Origin of the sequence: Treponema sp. (assembly GCF_017430385.1) — a bacterium.
Classification (GTDB): Bacteria; Spirochaetota; Spirochaetia; order Treponematales; family Treponemataceae; genus Treponema_D.
Genome location: NZ_JAFRNB010000092.1, coordinates 1 through 17,065 on the forward strand (window position 1 = coordinate 1; position 17,065 = coordinate 17,065).

At 43.6% G+C, this 17,065-nt stretch carries 14 protein-coding genes and 1 pseudogene; 8 read left to right on the forward strand and 7 right to left on the reverse strand.

The annotated features are described in order from the left end of the window. Window positions 1-86 precede the first annotated feature (86 nt). A pseudogene (tnpA, locus tag IJJ71_RS06320) lies at window positions 87-564 on the forward strand (IS200/IS605 family transposase). A gap of 109 nt (window positions 565-673) precedes the next feature. Here tnpA and IJJ71_RS06325 read toward each other — a convergent pair. Continuing rightward, a complete protein-coding gene (locus IJJ71_RS06325) occupies window positions 674-1,111 on the reverse strand; it encodes a hypothetical protein (RefSeq protein WP_296845987.1) in 438 nt (145 codons plus the stop codon). Between the two features lie 196 nt (window positions 1,112-1,307). Here IJJ71_RS06325 and IJJ71_RS06330 point away from each other — a divergent pair, with 196 nt between their 5' ends. Both IJJ71_RS06330 and IJJ71_RS06335 read left to right on the forward strand, forming a co-directional pair. Then, window positions 1,308-2,366: an alpha/beta hydrolase gene (locus IJJ71_RS06330; RefSeq protein ID WP_296845988.1), complete on the forward strand. Its 1,059-nt coding sequence runs from the start codon at window positions 1,308-1,310 to the stop codon at window positions 2,364-2,366. Window positions 2,367-2,484: 118 nt separating this feature from the next. Next, a complete protein-coding gene (locus tag IJJ71_RS06335) occupies window positions 2,485-3,729 on the forward strand; it encodes a dicarboxylate/amino acid:cation symporter (protein ID WP_296845989.1) in 1,245 nt (414 codons plus the stop codon). Here IJJ71_RS06335 and IJJ71_RS06340 read toward each other — a convergent pair. Continuing rightward, the gene (locus tag IJJ71_RS06340) at window positions 3,713-4,468 is read right to left on the reverse strand and encodes a sulfite exporter TauE/SafE family protein (RefSeq protein ID WP_296845990.1); all 756 of its coding nucleotides are present in this window, start codon (window positions 4,466-4,468) and stop codon (window positions 3,713-3,715) included. The genes IJJ71_RS06335 and IJJ71_RS06340 overlap by 17 nt on opposite strands. Before the next feature lie 143 nt (window positions 4,469-4,611). Here IJJ71_RS06340 and IJJ71_RS06345 point away from each other — a divergent pair, with 143 nt between their 5' ends. Beyond that, window positions 4,612-5,361 carry an RluA family pseudouridine synthase gene (locus tag IJJ71_RS06345; RefSeq protein ID WP_296845991.1) on the forward strand — a complete coding sequence of 250 codons (750 nt, stop codon included), beginning with the start codon at window positions 4,612-4,614 and terminating at the stop codon, window positions 5,359-5,361. Between the two features lie 53 nt (window positions 5,362-5,414). Further along, a complete protein-coding gene (locus tag IJJ71_RS06350; protein ID WP_296845992.1) occupies window positions 5,415-6,413 on the forward strand; it encodes an omptin family outer membrane protease in 999 nt (332 codons plus the stop codon). Here the strand turns inward: IJJ71_RS06350 and IJJ71_RS06355 are convergent. Continuing rightward, the gene (locus IJJ71_RS06355) at window positions 6,410-6,688 is read right to left on the reverse strand and encodes a DUF4160 domain-containing protein (RefSeq protein ID WP_296845993.1); all 279 of its coding nucleotides are present in this window, start codon (window positions 6,686-6,688) and stop codon (window positions 6,410-6,412) included. The two genes, IJJ71_RS06350 and IJJ71_RS06355, sit on opposite strands and share 4 nt — an antisense overlap. Beyond that, window positions 6,672-6,944 (reverse strand): hypothetical protein, encoded by a 273-nt coding sequence (locus IJJ71_RS06360; RefSeq protein WP_296845994.1) that lies wholly within the window; start codon window positions 6,942-6,944, stop codon window positions 6,672-6,674. The genes IJJ71_RS06355 and IJJ71_RS06360 overlap by 17 nt, the downstream gene beginning before the upstream one ends. Before the next feature lie 162 nt (window positions 6,945-7,106). On the opposite strand from IJJ71_RS06360, the gene IJJ71_RS06365 reads away from it, so the two are divergent. Then, window positions 7,107-8,369 (forward strand): THUMP domain-containing class I SAM-dependent RNA methyltransferase, encoded by a 1,263-nt coding sequence (locus IJJ71_RS06365; protein WP_296845995.1) that lies wholly within the window; start codon window positions 7,107-7,109, stop codon window positions 8,367-8,369. Next, window positions 8,369-8,962, forward strand: coding sequence for a TetR/AcrR family transcriptional regulator (locus IJJ71_RS06370; protein WP_296845996.1), 594 nt, complete (start codon window positions 8,369-8,371; stop codon window positions 8,960-8,962). The genes IJJ71_RS06365 and IJJ71_RS06370 overlap by 1 nt, the downstream gene beginning before the upstream one ends. A 217-nt stretch (window positions 8,963-9,179) precedes the next feature. Here IJJ71_RS06370 and rsmG read toward each other — a convergent pair whose 3' ends face one another. Next, window positions 9,180-9,878, reverse strand: coding sequence for a 16S rRNA (guanine(527)-N(7))-methyltransferase RsmG (rsmG, locus tag IJJ71_RS06375; protein WP_296845997.1), 699 nt, complete (start codon window positions 9,876-9,878; stop codon window positions 9,180-9,182). A gap of 205 nt (window positions 9,879-10,083) precedes the next feature. Here rsmG and IJJ71_RS06380 point away from each other — a divergent pair, with 205 nt between their 5' ends. Beyond that, window positions 10,084-11,049, forward strand: coding sequence for a bile acid:sodium symporter family protein (locus IJJ71_RS06380; protein ID WP_296845998.1), 966 nt, complete (start codon window positions 10,084-10,086; stop codon window positions 11,047-11,049). A gap of 82 nt (window positions 11,050-11,131) precedes the next feature. On the opposite strand, the gene IJJ71_RS06385 is transcribed toward IJJ71_RS06380, so the two are convergent. Together IJJ71_RS06385 and IJJ71_RS06390 are read right to left on the reverse strand one after the other, a co-directional pair. Beyond that, on the reverse strand, window positions 11,132-13,666 hold the full coding sequence (locus tag IJJ71_RS06385) for a right-handed parallel beta-helix repeat-containing protein (RefSeq protein WP_296845999.1): 2,535 nt from the start codon (window positions 13,664-13,666) through the stop codon (window positions 11,132-11,134). Between the two features lie 16 nt (window positions 13,667-13,682). Next, window positions 13,683-16,385: a formylglycine-generating enzyme family protein gene (locus tag IJJ71_RS06390; protein ID WP_296846000.1), complete on the reverse strand. Its 2,703-nt coding sequence runs from the start codon at window positions 16,383-16,385 to the stop codon at window positions 13,683-13,685. Window positions 16,386-17,065: the final 680 nt, after the last annotated feature.

Sequence of the window (17,065 nt, forward strand, 5' to 3'; positions counted from 1 at the left end):
GCAAAGGCTTATAGCAAAAAAAACTTTCCTCGAAGGTGTACAATAGGTTGTTCAAGTCTATTGCGTAACGCCAAGGAGGAAAGCAAATGGCAAATATCAGAGATACGCTGAGCCATACCAAGTGGCTCTGTAAATATCATATAGTATTCTTGTATCTGACGATACCAACCGAAATATCGCCGTAAGGCAATATACGGGCAGTACAAGGAAAGTATCGGCAAGATACTAAGACAACTCTGTAATTACAAGGGGATTGAGATAATCGAAGGTCATCTTATGCCGGATCACATTCATATGCTCGTAAGTATACCACCGAAGTACAGTGTGTCGCAATTCATGGGGTATCTGAAAGGGAAGAGCAGCTTGATGATATTCGATAAGCATGCGAATCTGAAATACAAATTCGGAAACAGGCACTTCTGGAGTGAGGGATATTATGTGAGTACGGTAGGATTCAACGAGGCTACAATCCGAAAATATATCGCTGAGCAAGAGTCACACGATATAGCGATGGACAAACTCACAACGAAGGAATACGAAGACCCTTTCAAGGGTAGTAAGTAGTACAAATGCCCCTTCAGGGGCTGCGACGGGTCAACCTGCAATAGACTTGAACGTCAGTGAAAGCCGGGACTTAAGTCTCAGCTTGGGAACCGAGCCTTATAGGCTGTGTTCAAACCACCCGTTTGACGGGTGGTTTGTGATTGTCGTTTCCATATCGGGTCGCGCTGTCGTCATGCGGAATGCTTCCCATTACATATTCGTATAATTTCTGAGTCACTTCGTATTTTGAAATTTCATAGCTGTTCAAAGTGACCGTTCTGTCCCAGATAAAGACATTGCCGATTCTAGGAAATTTTTCAGAAGGTATTGTTACAGAAGAATTTTGGGGGATTACGGTTGCGAACGATGTTTTGCTGAAATTCCTGCCTTTAATCGTGATGTTTTCCCCTGGAGTTAAATCCTGATAAACAGGTGAACTCGTGGAAACTGATGTATTTTCACCCGAAGCATCTCCGCCGCAGCCTTGTAAAATCAAAAGAGGAATGGTCAGAAATGTAGCGGCAAAAAGCGAACTAAAAGTCTTTTTCGTTAAAAAATTCTTCTTCATGGCAATTATTATAGCATGATAATTTGAATTTTCCACTCTGTTTTTTTATGGCGCCACCCGGAGGGTCGGCTGTTCCGTGGCTTGCTAACGCGCGGCGTCCTCGCTTCGCTGCGGTCGCTGGCTTCGCCACCACTCCATAGCCTGGCGCGCCTGCTTTTTTAGGACAATTTCCTTCATTTTTGATATACTTGGCTTTATGCAAATTTTCGCAAAACATGCTTTTTTCAAGATTTCCTTCGCATTTTACATTTTTCTTTTTATGAATATCCCGATTTTCTCCAAAGACTACACGCAGAAAATCTTTCTCTGGGACGGTGTGCCAAAAATGGAGACTCAGAAGCGCGATACGATATTGTATTATGTTCCGCCGAAGGAAGAGATTGCTGTGTCCAGGCACGGCAATGACACTCAATCCGAATGCGGCCGCAACAACGCAAGCGGTCTAGCTCAGAGTGACAGTCAGTCCGAAACTTGTTGTGCCCTACCGGCTATAATTATTTGTCCGGGCGGGAGTTATCATCATCTTGGGATGCCGCATGAGGGCTTTGCTTCGGCTCGGTGGTTTTCTTTGCATGGGATTGCGGCTTTTGTTTTGCGTTACCGAGTGGCTTACAACTGCCATCATTATCCTGACCAGCTTGAAGATTTGCAGATGGCGATTGTTTATATCCGTGAGCATGCCAGGGAATTCAACATCGACAAGAATAAAATCGGGGCGATTGGCTACAGTGCGGGCGGGCATCTTGTGACTATGGCTGGAGAATTTGCTTCAACTCACAATGAACTTCCAAAGCTTGGAATCGAGACTTCGGAAAGTGTGAGGCCGGATTTTGTGATGCCGATTTATCCTGTGGTTTCGATGCAGGACGATATCGGGCACAAATGGAGCCGGCGGAGCTTGCTTGGTCATCAGTGGAAAGAACCAAACGCTACGAAGGGCTGGAGCCTGCTCAATTTCTGGGGACATGCTTATTCTCAGAGTCTTAAAGACGAGTTTTCGATGGAGCTGAATGTTCCCGACGACATGCCGCCAACCTTCATTCTTGCTTGTGAGGACGACCCGGTTGTTATCTACGAAAATTCTGTGCGGCTCGACAAGGCTCTGGCTGCAAAAAATATTCCGCATCTTTTTGTGAGCTATCCGAAAGGCGGGCACGGTTTTGGCATGAAGGAAAATAGCAATATAATGGAAGAAACTCACTGGAATGACGAAAAATTGCTTCCGTGGCTTAAAGAAATCGGGATTCTGGAATAAATTTAAAATAATTTTCTTGACAACTTTTTTATTCACGATATAAAATAAAAAACTACTGACAATGAGGTCGCAGGAATTTTTTCTTGCGACCTTTTATTTTAAAAAAGGAGTCCAATTTATGGAAGAAAGTAAAAAAACTAAGAAAATCTCTCTGGCAACTCAGATTTTCATCGCCCTTGTTCTTGCAGTGATAACAGGTCTTCTCATGCAGAAAGTGCCTGATGTCGCAACAAGTTACATCAAACCGTTCGGAACAATTTTCCTGAACCTCGTCAAATTCATCGTCGGCCCAATCGTTTTGTTCTCAATCATGGCCGGCATCGTCTCAATGAAAGATTTGAAAAAACTCGGTGCAATCGGCGGCTCGACTTTGGTTTACTATTTCTGTACCACGGCAGTCGCTGTCACAGTCGGTCTTGTTGTGGCTTCAATCTTCAAAGGCTCGTTCCCTGCTCTCTCAACGGCAAGCCTTACTTACACTCCGCCAAAATCAACAACCGCGCTCGATACGCTCGTAAACATCTTCCCTTCAAACTTCATCGTTCCGATTTCAAGCGCAAACATGCTACAGGTTATCGTAATGGCAATTCTTATCGGTTTTGCTGTCATCTTGCTTGGTGAAAAAGCTGAGGGCGCTATCACGACAATCAACCGCTGGAACGAAATCTTTATGAAGTGTATGGATATGATTCTTAAGCTTTCTCCAATCGGCGTTTTCTGTCTTCTTACACCTGTAATCGCTGCGAACGGTGCTGCTGTAATCGGCTCTCTTGCAAAAGTCCTTCTCGTCGCTTATATCTGCTACATTCTTCACATGCTGATTGTCTATTCTTTCACGGTCAGAACTTTCGGTGCAATCTCACCGCTCAAATTCTACAAGGAAATGGCTCCTGCAATCACTTTCGCATTCTCAAGCGCGTCATCAGTCGGAACTTTGCCGCTCAACATGGAATGTACGAAAAAACTCGGTGTTCCAAAAGAAATTTCTTCATTCGTTTTGCCGCTCGGAGCTACAATCAACATGGACGGAACTGCAATCTATCAGGGTGTCTGTGCTGTATTCATCGCGGCCTGCTACGGAATTGATTTGACTGCAGGCCAGATGGTTTCAATCGTTCTTACCGCAACACTCGCTTCAATCGGTACGGCCGGTGTTCCTGGAGCCGGAATGGTCATGCTCGCAATGGTTCTTACTTCGGTTGGTCTCCCGGTTGATGGAATCGCACTTGTTGCTGGCGTTGACCGAATCTTCGACATGGGACGAACAACGCTCAACATCACAGGCGATGCTTCTTGTACAGTTATCGTCGCAAATCTTATGAAAAAGCGTGAGGCAAAACTTGCCGCTAAAAGCCAGCAATAATCTTCACAAGAAGAAGAATTAAAACAATGATGATGAGAGGCTTTACTATTTTAGGGCCTTTCGTCATCACAAGAGCTGAGCCGAAATAATTTCCAAGCATATTGCTTAGAGCCGCCGCAATCCCAAGCGGAATCAAAACTTGTCCGTGAAGCAAAAAAACTACCAGAGCGGCAACATTCGTCGAAAGATTAATCACTTTTGTGTGAGCATTCGCACTTCGGATTGGCATTCTTGCAAAAACTGTGAAAGCGATAATCAAAAAAGTTCCAGTTCCAGGCCCGTAAAGACCGTCATAAACACCGATTAAAAGAGCTGAAATCATGACGACGGCAAATGTTTTAGTGTCGCATTTCAATTCAGCATTTTCACCCGCTTTAAAAATCCTCTTGTTCAGAACACAAAAAGCTGCAATCGGAAGAACTACCAGAAGCAGAGATTTCAACACACCTTCCGACACCAGAAGCGAAAGTTTTGCACCAATCGAAGAACCCAAAAATCCGCAGAAAATCGAAGGAATCGCGAGGCGAACAACAACGAGCTTTTCCTTGATAAATCTGGCTGTCGCAAGAGCCGTTCCGCATGTTGAAGAAAATTTATTTGTCGCAATAGCCGTATGAATCGGAAGCCCGGCAAAAAGATAAGCCGGAAGTGAAATTAATCCGCCGCCCCCCGCAATAGAATCAACAAAACCCGCCAGAAAAAGCATTGGACAGACAATCAAAAACGCATAAAAAGGCATGCGCAGATTGTAACAAAAAGGCAGAAAATGGGCAAATTGGAAGCCATTTTTAGCAGCAAACATTTTATAATGCGGAGCCCCTGCCTGTGACTTTTACACTCACCACTGACTTTTTCTGTATTTTCTGATATAATTGAAGAGAAATGAAAATAACACCAGACTACACAGTAATTTATAATGATGATGACATTGTTGTTCTCAACAAGCGAAGCGGGCTTTTGATTGCCGCTGACCGCTATGACGAGGATGCGCCGCGCCTTGATGTAGAAGCCGAAAAAGAATTCGGCAAATTGTTTGCTGTCCACCGAATCGACAAAGACACTTCCGGCTGCGTAATTTATGCAAAAAATCCAGAAGCTCACAAAAATCTTTCAATGCAGTTTGAAAAACGCGAAGTCACAAAGATTTATCACGCACTTGTTCTCGGACATCCGATGTGGGAAACCAAGAAAGTTGATTCAAAATTGCTCGTCGATGGAGACGCACGCCACCGCACAGTCTTGAATCAAAAATACGGAAAAGTAGCAATCACTGATTTCAAAAACATCGGGAACTGTGGCCCATATTCCTGGGTTGAAGCACGTCCGCACACAGGCCGAACGCATCAGATTCGTGCTCACTTGCAGTCACTTGGAATCTCAATCGTCTGTGACCCGCTCTATTCTGGCAATCAGCACCCAGTTCTCCTTTCCGAAATCAAAAAACGCTGGAACGGTGACGAAAAGGCAGAACGCCCGCTTTTGAGCCGCCTCGCACTTCACGCATACAAGCTCATGGTCAAGCATCCAAAAACTGGCGAGGAAGTCACATTCACAGCTCCATACCCAAAGGACATGGATGCCACCCGCAAGCAGCTTGCCAATATTTTCGGAGTTGACCCTCTCGGAGAATAAAAAATTTCTTAAATTCTCGTAATAAGTATGAATCTGTATTAAAATAAATTTCTATGATGAAAAAACTCATTCTTTCACTTGCAATCGCATTTTTCTCGTTTTCAGCATTTGCTGTTAATCTTGAGGATTTTTCGCTTTCCGTGGAGCCGCTTTTCGGCATGAAGTGGGGGCAGGTGAATGAGTATGTTTTTTCAAAAAAATCAAAATTTTCTTATGACAAATTGAGTGAACTGAACTGGGAAATCAAGCCTGAGTGGTATTGTGGCTTGAATGTTCAGGGCGGCTGGAATCAATTTTTTATAGAAACAGGCGTAAAATTCGGAATCCCGCGAAAAACGGGCTTGATGATAGATTCGGACTGGCAGAATATCGAAAAAACGGTGGCAGGCGGAGGAAATACAGTTAAAACTAATTATTCTGAAAGCGACAACTATCTTGATTATGATATTTCTTTCGGAGTTAAGGGCGGATATAAATTTCCTATCATGGAATATTTCAGCATAGAACCTGCAATTGCTTTTGAACGGCAGATTATTAAATTCACCGCAAACGGTGGCACCGCATGGTATGGGAAATCAAAAACGGGCGGTGGATTGTATCCTTATAATGATACCGCGCATCAAACTATCTATAGCTTTGCTGGACAAGATGTGATTTCCTACAAAAGAGAGTTCACTTGTCTTTGGCTTGGAACCGATTTTTCTTTTTTGGCTCCATATTCAAACACATTGATTTTTAATACAGGATTTTTCTTCGCGCCTTATGTGTATGCGGTTTCCTATGATTCACATCTAATAAAAGAAATTGATTACGCAGATCTTACGACAGGATTTTTCGGGGCATTCAAGTGGAAGCTTGGTGCGGAATATAAAATTAATGACAGACATTCAATTTGCTTGAACGCAAATTATTTTTATATGCGGGTTCTCCGCGGTGATGATTATGAAAAGAAAAGCTCGGAATCCAATTACAAAAAATCAAATGAAGCCGACGGCGGGGCAGGGGCAAGATATTTCGACTTGTGCTTTTCTTACAGGTTCAAGCTGTTCTAACAATAGAAAGAAACCTGCTTAAATCGTTCTTGCCATTCAGAAATTATTTCAAAGCTTCGAGACTCAATAAGTCTCATTATGCTGTTTAAAACTCGCTGTGGAATTTTAGAATTATTGTTACAGAGGCTGCATTTACCATCTTTTGTAATCCAAATCTTTGTTGCATTTGCAACAGGGCGTCCTTCCGCAACATGGACATGGACAGGTTCCACAGGTTCATTTTCATTTGACCAAAAATATATCCAGTATGAGCCGACCTTAAAAATTTGAGGCATTTAAAATTCCTCCAGTTTGTGAAAATTCAAGAATCAGATGAGCTGTGGAATCTATGAGTTCTTTGTAATAGTTCATCTCTTTTTCTGAATACCCGTTGATTTTCTCCCATTTTTTTTGCGGGAGAATGCATTCGACATTATGAAAACCGTCTTTTTCATCAGGAGTCTCAATATACACCTTTACTGTACCGTCTTCGCGCATTTCTGTATGAGTAATTTCCGTATCATCAGGTAAAGTCATAAAAGGATAAATCATATTTCACCTCTCACCAATATTTTAGCACAGATAAATAAATTTAACCACAATATGAGACAGCATAAGCAATCCTCCGCAGGATGTGGAAAACGAGAAAAGAGTGAAAAATCTGTTTTGCATGACACTTTTGACAAAAATGTCATTTTAGTGTAGACTGTGCTTATGAATACACTCGTAGCACTATGCGCTGTTGGCGCAGAAAAAATCTTAGGAAACGAAATCAAGCTCCTTGGTTATAAGCTCGCAGGCAATGCTCCTGGACGCGTTTTTTTTACAGGTGATGACGACGCGCTTTTCCGCAGCAATCTCTGTCTCCGCACGGCCGACCGTGTTTATCTTGAAATGGCCCGCTACCACGCAGAAGATTTTGACCAGCTTTTTGACGGCGTTTACTCAGTTTCATGGCAGGATTTCCTCAAAAAAGATTCAAAAGTAACTGTTGATAAAGTTCGCACTTACAAATCTCGATTGAATTCAGAACATGCAGTTCAGGGAATTGTTCAGAAGGCAATTTACAAAAAACTCGGCGATGTCTGGCACATGTCGAGCCTTCCAGAATCAGGCGAAGAAAGTGACATCCGCGTTTTCATCACTGAAGACGAGGCTCAGATTTGCTTGGATTTGAGCGGTCTCCCTCTTCACAAACGCGGCTACCGCACAGACGGCGGAGTTGCACCATTGCGTGAAACAACGGCATCCGTCATGCTCCAGCTCATGCTCTGGAGGCGAAAAACTCCGCTCCACGACCCGTTCTGCGGTTCAGGCACTTTGCCAATCGAAGCATGTCTTTACGCGCACAATGTAGCCCCTGGCTTTGGCCGCAGGTTCGCGCTTGAAAATCTTCCTATTTTTAACGCAAACCGTGCACACGAAATCAAATGTGCCGAAGCCGAAAAAATCCGCACTGATGTTGAATGTCGAATCACAGGCACGGACATCGATCCAGGTGCTGTCCAGCGCGCAAGAACAAACGCCGAGCACGCATGTGTTATGGCAGGCCGCGCCCTCCAGATGATTGGAAGCGATGCCCGAATCGAACGCCCGGATTTTGATGTCTCGGATTTCAAAGACCTTCACGCACCTTACGAATCAGGTCTCATTATCTGCAACCCGCCTTACGGTGAACGACTGGGCGAAGAGGAGCAGGCAAAACAGCTTTACCGCGAAATGTCTTCGCTCTTCACAGACTTCCCGAACTGGGAAATCGGCGTAATCACATCAAACAAACATTTCCAGGAATGTATCGCGCACTACGCAAGCACGCTCAAAGACCTCAAAGCCGGCAATCTTGACACCACTTTCTACATGTACAACGGCACAGAAAAAGAAAAGAAAGGCCGTTCCGAGGGTAAAGGTGGCGAAAGAGGCGACTGGAACAGAAAGCCAAATCGCAGCAAGTTTAACTCTAACCGGGGCAGAAGATAATGGCAATCATCGTCGAACACGACAAACGCAAACATGAGATTCTCGAAAAATCACTGGAGTTGTTCACGCGCGAAGGTTACGATGATGTGACCTTCCAAAAGATTGCTGATGCCTGTGGAATCACTCGTACCACGCTCTACATCTACTTCAAGAACAAAAAAGAAATCTTCACCTGGAGCATCAAGCAGATGACAGGCGAACTTGAAGTAAAACTTATGGAAATCCTTGCCGACAAAACTTTGAGCGCTGAAGAATGTCTCCGTCGGATTATGTACTGGATTATTGACATTTGCGAGCAGAACCGTCCTCTGTTCAATGTCCTTTTGATTTATCTGATTAACCTGCAGAAAACCGGGGTGAATGCCGAAGAACGGGTAAACCGCCGTGTAATCCGAATCAAGCACCTTTTGAGCATGATTATCATTCAGGGGCAGAAGCGCGGTGAATTCCGTAAACTTCCTGTCAAAACTGTAAACACAATGCTCTATTCTCTGGTTGAAAGCGCAATCTTTGAAATCGCCGTAATCAACAAAAGTGATGTGTCCGAAGTCAAGGCAAGCATTGATTTGGTGATTCAAGGTCTGGTTCAGTAGAGCGTAAAGTAACGCCGAAAACGCATGGCGTTCAAATAACGCCGACAACCAATGGCGTTACCGCTGACAAGCAGCGGTCGGGCTATCGCGAGTTTGCTTGCAAACTCGTTACAAGAATGGCTTTGCCATTCTTGCGGGTTCCGCCTTTCGGCTTCATTTCTTCGCTTCGCTCTTCGCTTCGCTACGGAACAGCCCTTGCGGGCTGCCACTACTATCCCTAACGCTCAATAACAACTAAATTACGCTCGCGCTCCTCTTCCTCGCCGGCATTTTCCGTGAGGAAAGGAACAACGAGCTGAAAAACTTCATATTTTGGCTTTTGTGGAAGCCCTTCCATTTCTTCTATTATATTTGCTTTTTTTGCCTTGTAAGCCGCCAAACACCCGCCGTCTTTTAAAATACGAAGCAGCACTTTTGCCATTTTTTTCTCCAGCGGTCGGAAAGCACGGAAAACACACAAATCAAACCGTTTTTGCTCCAAACGCTCCGCCTGATTTTCTTCAACAGTGACGTTTTTAAGCTCAAGCTCAGCCGCACAATGATTCAAAAAAGCGCATCGTTTGGTCATTCGCTCAATCAGAGTGAATTTATACTGTGGAAGGGCTGCCGAAAGAGGAATGCCAGGCAAGCCCGCCCCGCTTCCAATATCCGCAAGTGAAAGCGAATCAGCATCGCTAGCTCGTGAAAGAATCTCGCAAATCTTTGGAAGCCCTGAAAGGCTGTCCAGAATGTGCTTTACTGCAATTTCGTCGTGCTCATCAGCGTTAATCAAATCGAATTTTGCGTTGTATTCCTGCAAAATGGCAATGTATTTTTCCATTTTGGCTTCAAGCTCATCAATCGGGAGAACTGGAATCCCAGAAAAATTGTCCTTATCAAATCCGAGCTTCAAAAGCCCTTCTCGAAGAATATTCATGCCTTCATTTTAACAGAATTCACGCGCGGGGGTGAAGTGGCGGCGAAGCCGTTCCGAAGCAGCGCGACGAGCGAAGCGAAGGAATGAGGGTTACCGAACCACGCAACACCCGGAGACAGTTGATTCGCGCAAAATAAAATATTGAAACAAAAAGTACAAGTCACTAAAATGTTACTATATATAAAAACAATCACGAGGTAACAAAATGAATGTTCTTGAAAAAATCAGCAACTTTGTCGGAAAAATGATGGCGGTAATCGTTCTTGTGCTCGCCGCATTGTCATTGTTCGTACCCAAAACAGGCCTCTGGATTTCTGTGAGCTGGGTCAACTATCTTTTGATGGTCGTTATGTTCGGAATGGGCTTAACCCTCCGTCTCGAAGACTTCAAGCTCGTCTTTACCCGGCCAAAAGATATTTTTATCGGTTGTGCCGCTCAGTTCATCATCATGCCGTCTCTTGCTTTCCTCTTGAGCAAAATTTTCGGCCTTGATGCGGCTCTCATGGCAGGCGTTGTCCTTGTCGGAACCTGTCCTGGCGGAACAAGCAGCAATGTAATCACATATCTTTCAAAGGGTGATGTCGCTCTTTCTGTCGGAATGACAAGCGTAAATACATTGCTCGCCCCGATTCTTACACCGGCAATCACTTACCTTTTGCTTAAAACCACAGTACATGTAAATGTTCTCGCCATGTTCCTTTCAATCGTAAAAGTCGTAATCGTGCCGATTGGACTGGGCTTCATCATCAACAAGCTTTTCGGAAAGTTCACACAGAAGCTCGTAAAAATCCTGCCGCTTGTGTCAGTTATCGCGATTTGTATGATTGTAATGACAGTTGTTGCCCATAACTCGGCAAAAATCCTTTCAACCGGCGCACTTGTATTCGTTGTTGTAATTTTGCACAATCTTTTGGGCTACGGATGCGGTTTCGGTCTCGGAAAGATTTTGCGCCTCAACGCAGCAAAAACAAAGGCCCTCTCTGTCGAAATCGGTATGCAGAACTCAGGTCTTGCGACAAGCCTCGCGGCAACTGCCTTCCCAGGTCTTGCAATGGCAACAGTTCCGGGAGCCGTTTTCTCTGTCTGGCATAATATTTCAGGCGCAATCCTGGCAAATATTTATCTTCGCTGGGGTGTTGAATCAGAAGAAAATCAGAGCGCAGAAAAATAAAGCTCATCTATAAACAATGAAAGCCTCTAAAAACTACGGCAAGCGGTTTTTAGAGGCTGACAGAAGATAAAGTGGCATGATTTTAGAATTCATGGATTACCAGAACATAGTATGGATCATATTGTGAGTCGCCTGAGTCTCTATGATTATGAAAAGAATCCCAGAATTTTAAGCCACGGGAAAGTTGTGCACCTCTAGAATTTGATGTCCAAAAGCATGTTTTATCGCTAACGGTAGGGTTGTTTCCTCCGCATTTACTTATTAATGATCTTACAGTATTTTGGTAAACTATCATGTATTCCCATAGCTCGCCAACCGTTGGAACAAACCAGCCGGTTTCAAAAAGTGAACTTCCTGACAAGCGAGTTCCCAGCGCATTTTTATAGTTTTGAGCATATTCAAATGCGGGATAATTACCTGCTGTATTTGTATCACTACAAAGCTTTGCAATTTCTTGAAAATTATCGCTTCCATTGTAATCTACATTACTGTAATGCGTATCATTCCTGTATGAATCAGTAGCCCACAATATATTCGGAATTTCTTGATAATAAGCACTGGCTTCTCTTTTACACCACAGGTACCCCTTGCTGGTGTCATATACAACACCAACTCCCAATGTTCTTACCGTTGTAATGTCATCCCCATTATTCAGTCCAGTTCCCTTATAAAAAATGACCGCAATTGAGCTATTTTTTTGCTCATTTGTAAGTGTTTCATTTTTTGAAATGGCACTACCGTCTTTAAACACGATGTCTCCAACAGCATTTGCCTTTGCCTTTGTGCCGATTATTGTTTTTGGCTCACCCTCTTTGTTCAATCCATAGTTACTACTGTTATATGCCGCTATTTTAAACTTATAATATTCTTCTTCAAGGGTTGTGGCAGGACTTGGAGAAGTGTCTAATGAAATAACTGCCGCTGTTGAACTGTACAGGTCGCTTTTAAGGGTTAATGTTGCCATAATTTCGTCTGAACATTCTGTTGGCGGAGTAAGTTTTCCGCTGATTTTAATCGAAGAAGTTGAAGCAACATAAACATCATTTTTCTTTTCGTTGTCGTATGGAATGTAGAAGTCGCCTTTCATTTTTAAGACTGAATCAGTATCTACATAAATGGCGGCCCCCTTATTTTCAACTGAATTGCCACTGATTTTTCCGCCGGAAATCTGTGTATAGCCTGTTTTACCAGAATTATTTGTCAAATAAAGTCCGGCCCCGTCACTGGAATTATTGCCAGAAATTTCACCGCCTTTTATCTCAAGCTTTCCGACATCGGCATTATAAATTCCACCTCCCGTATCTGCATCATTATCAGAAATAATGCCGCCGAGCATGTATACTTCACCCTGATTGTAAATTCCGCCTCCTGTTCCGACACTTTTATTGTTCCTGATGAAAGTTCCGCTTAAAAGGGTAAGCTTTCCGCTGTTGAAAATTCCGTTACCTTTCTGGGGCGTTTTTCCGTTTTTTATTTCGATGTTTTGAAGAATGACAGGAACCTGCGTGCTGATTTTAAGGACTGTTCCTGTCTGATTTCCGTCAAGACTGTCCTGTGGTTCTCCGCTTGCATCAAGGCCGTTTGCACCGCGGATTGTGATTGATTTTGCAGCGGGTGTGCCGGAAATCTCCAGATTGCCGGTAATATTTCCTCTCACCAGAATTGTGTAATCCCGCGTAGAGTCGGTAAGTTTTGCAAGGGCTGCAGAAAATGTTTTACATGGATTTATTGATGTTCCGTTTTCTTCTGAGGAAGAAGCCGTGGTATCAACATAGATTTTTGTCTGCTTAAAGTCGGTTTCCATAATTTTTGTGATTTCACATGTTGTAGTTATGGAATCTTCTGTTTTTATTGTTTTCAGCCATGGAGAATTTCCGTTCTGAAACCATGTGTTTGTGGTCATGTTCCCGTAGACATTTACAGTTTCTTCAAATGAATAAAGAAGTTCACCCTGCTGGCTGGCCTTTGAGTAAAAATTAAAAGTCGCCTGATATGTACCGGGTGCAAGATTTGTTTTTGAAAAGGTGAATTCACTGCCACTTTTTGTTCCCTGCATTGTTGTTGTGCCGTATTTCATAGATGCCGAAAGAATGCTATCAGGAACTGTGACTTTTAGGCTGATATTTCCCTTGTCTGTCGGTGAATTGCTGAATTTTAGAGTAATGTTCTTTGCGACAATCATGTTTTCCGGGGAAATTTCAAATTCGTCGCTCTCATCGCTTAAAATGTCAGGACCTGTCGCAGATAATTTTACGCCTGCTTTCAGTTTGTAAGTCTTTGCCTGCTCACTTGGAATAATGATTGTATAAGATTTTTTGTCGTCTGCTATTACGGCCGCATGCCTGTCGGTACTGTCGGCTACATTCACGGCTTCTATGCTGTAAATGAATTCTGCGCCGGAAATGGAAGGAAAAGCTGAGCGGGAAGGGGAGGCAGTTAATGCGGCGTTCAAAAAATCGGCATATTCTTCCGGAAATGCTCCTCCTGCTGAAACAAAGCCTGAAATTTTCGCAAAATTAGATTTTTTCTCTATTCCGTCGTTGTCTGAGGTGATATTTGTACAAGATGCAAAAACAAGTGCTATACAGGCAAAAATATATAATAAAAACTTTTTCATTTGAATCTCTCCTTAATTAACGCGCATTACGGACGACGCGGAATCCCATAGATGTAGTCCGATAGTCAGGATAGTTTGTCCTATTATAATTATCAAGTCGGTCACTAACCGAACAACTTGAGCTAGAGAAGCTTCCGCCCCGTGCTACATAACTGTAACCATTGGCTTTGTAAACTACCGGATCGTTACAGTTTTTGACTATAGTATAGGCAGTTTTATCATAAAAATCCCAGCACAGCTCCATTACATTTCCGCTCATATCATAAAGTCCGTAGCTGTTGGGAAGTTTTCCTTTTACTTCGTGAGTCTTGCTTCCGGAATTGCTGCTATACCATGCGTAGTCACCAAGGCTGTTGCTTCCGTTATAACCAGAAAATACTGCATTATTACCAAACCAGTTGGCATTATCTTTATAGTCGCCTAAAGCTGCGTATTCCCATTCAGCTTCAGTTGGCAGGCGGTAGCCGTTTTTAGAAAAGTCTGCTGAAATACTAAGCCATGGACTGTTGTTAGGAAGGTCGCGGTCATTAATAGGAATGCTTGAATAACCGTTATATGATGAAATACTGTAGACTTGTTGTAGGCCGTCTTTCTGGCTAAGTTTGTTGCAGTACAAAACTGCTCCATACCAGTTCACATAGTAGACAGGGTAGTTGTCTCCGCGTCCTTTATCAGTTGTGGTCATTTCTGCCTGCGTTACGCCCATGAGGTCATACCATTCTTTTTGAGTTACTTCGTGGTCGCATACATATAAGTCTTTTGTAATATTGATATTCCATGTGTTTGTAGCACTTGTTGAGTTTTTATTACCGGCAGTTGAGCGGGTGTAGCCACCAGCCGGAACAAGCACGAAGCCCGGACGGATTTTATTAAGCTCAACCTCAAATGCCGCGCTGTAAGTTGTGCCCTTGTAAACACCCCTTACATTTACGATGTACTTTTCTTCCGGCAGTGAATCACCCAGAGTGACTGTTGCGCCTGATGCTGTATATTTGTTTGTTGGAACAACTTCAGAGTGGCAGAAGAGCTTATATGTACAGTTGATTTCATCTTCTCCGCTTCCGATTGTAATTGCCTTTGTTTCATTGCCCACAGTTTCTTTTGCCGTGAAAGTGATTGTTTTGCTTGAATCCGACGGCTTTATCCATGTTTTGTCGGCAGAAAAACTTATGTCGCCGTAAAAAGATTCTGTGTCAATTTTTCCGCCGCTCAATGTGAGTATTCCTTCACCGCTTGTCAGGTCATAGCTGATTCCTGAAACGTCGCCCGTAAAATAATAGCCCGGGACTTTTCCCGCATTAAATCCACCTGTTTTATATCCGTAATTGCTTGTAAATGGTATGGAAGAGCCGATTTCTGGGGTCGTTTCCGTGGTGACTCCGATTTTTGCCCTTGAAGTCCCTTCAAAAAGCGCGCCTGTAACAGTGATTGTTTTTTCGTCTGGAAGATAAACATTTGAGGCAGTTGTTGTGCCCGTTATTGTGTTCCCGCTGACGAATGGTGTTCCGCTTACTTTTAAGACAGAATCTTCGCCTGCAAGATAAATCCCGCCGCCTTTTTCGCTTGCAGAGTTTCCTGTAATTTTTGCACCGGACGCCAGAGAAAGAGTGCCTTTTGTGATGTTGACCCCGCCGCCGTTTTCTGCGGAGCCGCCTGTGATTGTGAGGTTTTTGACTGTAACAGGAATTTCTGAATTTATTGTAAGAACTGAGCCTGTCGAACCTGAGCCGCTGAGCGAATCTGCTGTATTGCCGGTATTTCCTTCAATTGTGATTGATTCAACTTTAGAAGAAGAAAAAGCCGTATCGATTATTGACTGCAAGCCGGAAACCGCGCCGCAAATTTTTATCGTGTATGGATATTTCTGGGATTTTACGCCGTACAAATAATCAATTACGCCGGCCGCATCAGAGATGCTCGAAACTGCCGTAGCTTCGGTGAGACCGTTGTTTGTTGAAAGACCGCCATTTTTTACATAGATTTCAGGCTTTACGAACCATGCGTAGAGTTTTAAATCCCCGGTCTGCGAATTCGGTGCAATTGCTTCCGTCACCTTTTCGCCTGAGAAATCTTCGCTTCTGTACCAGCCCAGGAAGAATTCGTTTACTCTGTCACACGCAGGAATCGGAACGGTACTGAAGCGTGAATACTTTGCCGGTAAAACTGTTCCGTCAGTTATGTCGTCAGGAATTACGATATTTTTATATTCAATGGAATAAACTTCATTCAGGTTGAAATTGCTCACTGTACAAATTGATTTTAAGCCTCTGGAAATTCGGGCATAGGCCTTCCAGCTGTTTTGCCTGACAGAATTTGTTCCGTCTGTCGTAAAGAAATCAATCTCAACATTGTAAGTTCCTTCTTCGAGGTCTGTGACAGCAAAATTGATTGAGCTTCCTGCGGCAAGGGCTGAAAATGACTTTGACGCGACAGGATCTGTTGCTCCACTCTTTATCAAGCTGGCTTTTGCTTCGCCGGGAGTTTTGGCGCCTTCCGCAAGTGCGATTGTAATATCAATTCCGCCTTTTTCAATTTCCGTGCCGTCAGCTGTGACAGGCTTTAAATCGAATGAAATTGAGCCGGTTGCATGCTCGATATTAAGTGTTTTGGTTTCTGAAAATTGTTTTACTCCGTTTACAACCGATTTCATGTCTGCGATTTCTGCAATCATTGTGAAAGTCCATGTTCCGCTCAGAACTTCGATTGTCTGGGCACACATTTGTACTTTTGTGTCAGTTTGAGCCAGAGTGACTTCTGCTCCATTTGGACCGTACCTGCCTTTCAGCGTAAAACTTGAAAAATTTATGTTTGGAAGAACTGTGCGGCTTTGAGTCTCTGAAAACTCAACTTTCAGGCGGACTTTTTGCGGGACATTTTCTCCGGTTGAGGAAGAATCATTAATTGCGGTGGAGTTTTCCTGTCCATTTGAGTAGTTGCCGTCTGGGGAATTTACATCAGCGCAGGAGCAGATAGAAATAAGAATGAAAAAAATGAAAGTAAAAATTGAAACGCTACGCCTGTTTACTATACGATAGGGGGGGTATTTCTCATATTTCTTTTTTCCTATTAAACCTAGAGTATAACACGAAATACCCTAATTTCAAGTCCTGAAGTCTTGTAAGATTTTAAGGAAAGATATGATTATTTTTTGCGCGAATCAACTTGCAACGGGCTATCCGTGGTTCCGTGCTGGCCGCACTCCATTCCCGGAGCAGGCTCCGGGAACGCTTCGCGCCACTACTATCCCGCGCGTAAATTTACTTATCCAGAGAAAGCAGCATGTCCATTTTCCAGCCGCCGTCGGTGACACGGAGCGTTACTAAGTTTCCCGTGCGGTCGGCGGTCAGGTCGGTCTTTTTGGTGAGCTGGTAGAGGTATGAATATTCGTTTTCGTAGTCC

What these genes read in the sequence shown, in the direction of transcription:
- IJJ71_RS06350 (WP_296845992.1), top strand. Translation starts at nt 5,415, where the DNA reads ATGATGAAAAAACTCATTCTTTCACTTGCAATCGCATTTTTCTCGTTT.
- rsmG (WP_296845997.1), bottom strand. Translation starts at nt 9,878, where the DNA reads ATGAATATTCTTCGAGAAGGGCTTTTGAAGCTCGGATTTGATAAGGAC.
- IJJ71_RS06385 (WP_296845999.1), bottom strand. Translation starts at nt 13,666, where the DNA reads ATGAAAAAGTTTTTATTATATATTTTTGCCTGTATAGCACTTGTTTTT.
- IJJ71_RS06325 (WP_296845987.1), bottom strand. Translation starts at nt 1,111, where the DNA reads ATGAAGAAGAATTTTTTAACGAAAAAGACTTTTAGTTCGCTTTTTGCC.
- IJJ71_RS06345 (WP_296845991.1), top strand. Translation starts at nt 4,612, where the DNA reads ATGAAAATAACACCAGACTACACAGTAATTTATAATGATGATGACATT.
- IJJ71_RS06330 (WP_296845988.1), top strand. Translation starts at nt 1,308, where the DNA reads ATGCAAATTTTCGCAAAACATGCTTTTTTCAAGATTTCCTTCGCATTT.
- IJJ71_RS06380 (WP_296845998.1), top strand. Translation starts at nt 10,084, where the DNA reads ATGAATGTTCTTGAAAAAATCAGCAACTTTGTCGGAAAAATGATGGCG.
- IJJ71_RS06360 (WP_296845994.1), bottom strand. Translation starts at nt 6,944, where the DNA reads ATGATTTATCCTTTTATGACTTTACCTGATGATACGGAAATTACTCAT.
- IJJ71_RS06340 (WP_296845990.1), bottom strand. Translation starts at nt 4,468, where the DNA reads ATGCCTTTTTATGCGTTTTTGATTGTCTGTCCAATGCTTTTTCTGGCG.
- IJJ71_RS06370 (WP_296845996.1), top strand. Translation starts at nt 8,369, where the DNA reads ATGGCAATCATCGTCGAACACGACAAACGCAAACATGAGATTCTCGAA.
- IJJ71_RS06365 (WP_296845995.1), top strand. Translation starts at nt 7,107, where the DNA reads ATGAATACACTCGTAGCACTATGCGCTGTTGGCGCAGAAAAAATCTTA.
- IJJ71_RS06390 (WP_296846000.1), bottom strand. Translation starts at nt 16,385, where the DNA reads ATGTGTGCCCAGACAATCGAAGTTCTGAGCGGAACATGGACTTTCACA.
- IJJ71_RS06335 (WP_296845989.1), top strand. Translation starts at nt 2,485, where the DNA reads ATGGAAGAAAGTAAAAAAACTAAGAAAATCTCTCTGGCAACTCAGATT.
- IJJ71_RS06355 (WP_296845993.1), bottom strand. Translation starts at nt 6,688, where the DNA reads ATGCCTCAAATTTTTAAGGTCGGCTCATACTGGATATATTTTTGGTCA.